Raw genomic sequence first — 4,374 nt, forward strand, 5'->3', positions numbered from 1 at the left:
ACACTCGCTTCCGCAGCTCAACCTCATGGCTCTAAACATTAAATTCGCTGTTGCGCTTCAACCTTGAAACCGCCATCCCAAAACCGGACCACCAGACCGCACGGATTTGCAGTGCCGCTAAGATTCTCAAGAGAGCGTCCCGGGACGCGGATGGCGAACTGGCGCATTTGGAGCAGGTGGTATCTGCAGTACGAGCGTCAACAGAAATCGAGTTGCCAATTGGCGCAGTGTATTGGCTGACGCGAACACACGAACTCCGAGTTCGCTACGAGTTGCTCCCGGTTCAACTGGCCAGGTTGTCTGCTATCGAACATTGCGTGAAGGACTATGAACAAGACAAATGGCGATCCCTGCCGATCCTCCGGCCCGGCGTCGCCTAGCAGCGGGCTGACGAATTCGTCAGCTTCAGGGCTTAGATTGCGAGCGGTAGGCTGTTCCTCGTTCGATGGCGGGACATGCTGTTCGACGACCTCCTCGACCGGGAGAGCGTTCGCGCCCGATTAGCGGCAGCAACGAAAAGTCTGCCAGGCAGCTGAGTTGTGGCAGGCGGACGCTCGCCTAAGGGGCATGGGGGCGTGCACAGCGACTGGTCCCTCGTAAAGGGCGAGCCACCGCGCTATAGGCACGGTGATAGCCATTCACCCTTACGCTGACGGCACTTCGTTGGCAGGTCAACACCGCCCGTCATTCACCAGATTCATTAAGCGATATGCCAGTTCAGCGCCGCACTGGCCCGCTGTTCGGTAAGATGGCGGTTGATCTTAAGTGAGGAACGACGGATGAACAAGCAGGAATTGATTGACGCGGTCGCCTCACAGGCGGGTACCAGCAAGAGCGCCGCAGAGGAAACAATCAACGCCGTGCTCGACACGATTTCGAAGGAAGTGGCCGGTGGCAGTACGGTTCAGTTGATCGGCTTTGGCAGCTTCGGCAGCGGCGAACGCGCGGCGCGCACCGGTCGCAATCCGAAGACCGGCGAAACGCTGCAGATCGCCGCCGCGAAAACGGTGAAGTTCACGGCTGGCAAAGCGTTCAAAGACGCGATCAACGGCGCGTGAGACGGCGCGGGCAAGGACTCGCCCGCGCCTCAGAAAAGTTGGCTATCCAGCGGCAGCAGATTGACGAGTTTTACTGCCGTGAGGCGCTCGGCACCGTCCGGATGGACGGACCGGATCATGACGCGTTGCCCGCGGGCCTCGCCCAACACCTCTACGATCCGTTCCCGGTAGCGGGCCAGCGTGCCGCGAGGCGGTTTGCGTGCGTTGGAGCGGTGATTCGAGCGGGGCATAGGCGTGTCGCGGCGGAGACGTTGACCGATTATGCAACCTCGCGCGCTTCATCGCGACACATTATGTTCACTTTCACCGATTAAATGTCGATGCGTCGCACTGTCGTTCGTTCGTCGCCGGTTCACGGCCGGGGCGTCTTCGCGCTCACGCCCATCACTGCTGGTGATGTGCTGTTCGAGTATAAAGGCACGCTCCGTTCTTGGAAGGAAGCGCAGCGTCGTTACGAGCGTTCGGCTGCGGAGGACGGCCACACCTTCTTTTTCGATCTTGGCGATGGACGCGTGATCGATGGAGGGCAGGGCGGAAACTCAGCGCGCTGGGTGAATCACAGCTGCGCGCCGAACTGCGAAACCGAGCAGAAGGGCAGTCGCGTCTACTTTTACGCACTGCGCAACATTAATCCAGGCGAGGAACTGTTCATCGACTATCGACTGTTTGTCGAGGGACGCCGCACGCTGGCCATCAAGAAGCTGTATCAATGCCGCTGCGGGTCGCGTCAGTGTCGAGGGACCATGCTCGCGCCACCGGAGCATTGACGCGCACGTCAACGGAAGGGATCGGCTAAAGCATCGGTTCGGTGCTTTAGCTAGACAAACCGTGCTGAGCCGGCTCTTTCACGGATGATACTGTGGTGAGCTCGACGAAGTCGACGACGAACGAAGGAGAAACGCTTGAGCAAAGTTTGATTCTTGGATCGGTAGCGATCGTATTCGCCTCAGCGGCTGGGGCAGCCGAGCACTATGTGGAAATCTGGAACCCGCCCGAGGTCCATCATCGCGTGCAAGATGTTGCGCGACAGTCGAAGAAACTCGACAGATCACATAGACGGCATGCGAGCAGGGACACCAATGCGCGCATCGCTAAACAGCGAGTGAGCGCGGCTGACGGCAGCCAAAGGCCAGTGACAAGCGTTTCAGGGGCAAAGCGGCGCCCCAGGTTCGATGATATTCCGCGCAAGATGACGCCCGAGGGCAACGTTCTGCGCGTCAGCCATGCAGCCACCTTTGGACCGCCACTAAGGCGAATTACTTCCGAATAGGCGATCGATCGTCAAGGGTCGAGTACTCGCGTTGTCGGGCGTTGCAGCTGTCTGTTTTTTTCGTTGCAGCTGAGGCCGAGCGCTGCTTACGAAGCCCTAGCCGCTCAACAAGATGGGCGAAGCCGCGCAGGCCTTCCGGCGCAATAAGAGATTTCGATCGGTCCATATTGTCGGAGAGCGATGTACGCGGCATTAGCTTTTGTAACGTTTTGCCGGATTCATTGAGTGCAGCCGATTCAAGCACACAAGACGCTTGTCGCGGCGTCCTTCTCAGATCAAGACATGTAGGCCGCAGCAAAGTGCGCTTGTCGGCCTTTGCGGACGTTCGTCGTTCAGCCGACGTGCGGCTGCTGCATGGCGCTCCGCGGTCGTTGGCGATGCGGAGAGGCTGGATGTCGGCTTTCGCGTACTGGGAACGAGTCTTCACGACCCATAGGCGACGCTCGCACTTCCGTCGTCCCAACGTCGGCTATCGGAAGGTGAGCCGCCCCTCGCATCGTCGCATTAAGTCGCCGCCATCGCCTTGCTCTCGCACGCGATTCGTCAACTCCAGGATCTCGAGGAAAAAAGAGTGATGCGTTGCAAGTGCGAAAACTCGGTGGAGCTGACCGTCCCTCACTACAGCCCACAGCTACTCACCCGGCTAGCCGATGTCACGATACGTTGAGGGCGCGGCGAACAGCTAAAAAGCGGTCGTTCTCATTAATTCCATGCTTAATAGCTGACCGCTGAGCCTCGTGCCGGCTGTCAAACCGGCCCAATAGGCCGCTGGCCACTTGATCACCGCTTGGTAGGCGCACAATCACCATGGCGGCAAATGAGGTTCCGTCCGGCACTGCCAATCCGGTCACCAAGAATCCTTTGAACCCCAACTCGATTGCATTTTTTATCAGAGTCGCCTGTCTGGCGTATCCGTGAATGAAACGGCGTGACACCCCATAGGTGGCGGGCCGGACGTCACGCGGCTCCGCCGTCCGGTGGGAGGAAGGGAAGCGTCTATAAATCCGTCCTGACGAGGTAGGCCGTTTCGGCCAGCCCCATGTAAATTAAGGAAGCTGCAAGCCGGCAGACGTTTGATTGAAGACCCGATTCCAAACGAATCAAAAATCGTCGCTCACCGACTCGCTGGCATTCCTCCAATGTCATCCCGAACCGACACGCTGCCGATAAGAAATCAGCGGCCGTCGCCCCAGGTTGGGTCACTGCATCGATCTGGAAGTTCATCGCGGTGCCGGGCTCAGCTTCGGTCCGCGCTTGTTCGCATGCCATGCAAGCCGTGTGAGCAGTTCCCATGCGTTTAACTCGACCAGGGTCTCGGCCCTCTCATCTGTGTGAAACGCGCCCAACGCCAGCGGCTGAAGCCGAGCGTCGCCGTGACGGCGTAGAGACGATGCGCGCCTCGTCGGCGGACACAACGAAGTCGCATTGCATCTGGCACCCCGGATCGGTTGCAAACCGCACGACAGGGCGAGGCTTCCCACCATCTTGTGAAGCTTCATCAGCGCCTGAAGACTGCGCAAATGCCCGCCGTAGCCAGCACGTAACGCTCGAAGCAGCGCAGGCGTTGCGATCGTCTCGGGCGCGGCGGCTAGCACGCGCTCAACGACATACGTTTCGGACGCACCAAAGCTTGGCCGGGGGGCTCGCTGCTTATAGCGCGGCACCTCTTCTGCCGACGAATACCGCGTCTCCGTGTTGCGCGAAAACGCCCAGGCGACGCGCGATCTCGCGTTCGGATACGGCCCTGAGCTTTGAGCACATGGACTTGCATCCACGGTTCCTTCCGAAGCATCGCCGGCCTTTTGTGCGCAAAAGCCCGACTGTTTTGAGGGGGACTCAGTTTTACGTCGCGAGGGCTGGCCCGTGCTCCTGACGCCCTTTTCCTTGGCAATTTCCCGTCCGTTGACTAAGTTTGGGATTGCGCCCTGGTCGGCGCTGTTCGTTGATCCCCACTTATGGGCCCGCCCCGCTAGTGTCCTGTCCCAGAAATTACTTTACGTAAATGCAGCATGTTCTATGATCAATCTAGAGTGCGCGGGAGACGAT

3 protein-coding genes and 1 pseudogene are annotated in these 4,374 nt (G+C 59.2%); 2 read left to right on the forward strand and 2 right to left on the reverse strand.

Annotated features, from left to right (window positions below; translation table 11 throughout):
- The first annotated feature begins 779 nt into the window (after window positions 1-779).
- Window positions 780-1,058 carry an HU family DNA-binding protein gene (locus AB6804_RS31560; protein WP_370889790.1) on the forward strand — a complete coding sequence of 93 codons (279 nt, stop codon included), beginning with the start codon at window positions 780-782 and terminating at the stop codon, window positions 1,056-1,058.
- Window positions 1,059-1,087: 29 nt separating this feature from the next.
- Here the strand turns inward: AB6804_RS31560 and AB6804_RS31565 are convergent, their stop codons facing one another.
- A complete protein-coding gene (locus AB6804_RS31565) occupies window positions 1,088-1,288 on the reverse strand; it encodes a hypothetical protein (RefSeq protein ID WP_370889791.1) in 201 nt (66 codons plus the stop codon).
- 90 nt (window positions 1,289-1,378) lie between these two features.
- On the opposite strand from AB6804_RS31565, the gene AB6804_RS31570 reads away from it, so the two are divergent.
- Window positions 1,379-1,825 carry an SET domain-containing protein gene (locus AB6804_RS31570; RefSeq protein WP_370889792.1) on the forward strand — a complete coding sequence of 149 codons (447 nt, stop codon included), beginning with the start codon at window positions 1,379-1,381 and terminating at the stop codon, window positions 1,823-1,825.
- A gap of 1,807 nt (window positions 1,826-3,632) precedes the next feature.
- On the opposite strand, the pseudogene AB6804_RS31575 reads toward AB6804_RS31570, so the two are convergent.
- Window positions 3,633-4,120: pseudogene (locus AB6804_RS31575) on the reverse strand (IS21 family transposase); the annotation flags it as partial.
- Window positions 4,121-4,374: the final 254 nt, after the last annotated feature.

The organism is Caballeronia sp. RCC_10 (assembly GCF_041360715.1).
Taxonomy (GTDB): Bacteria; Pseudomonadota; Gammaproteobacteria; order Burkholderiales; family Burkholderiaceae; genus Caballeronia; species Caballeronia grimmiae.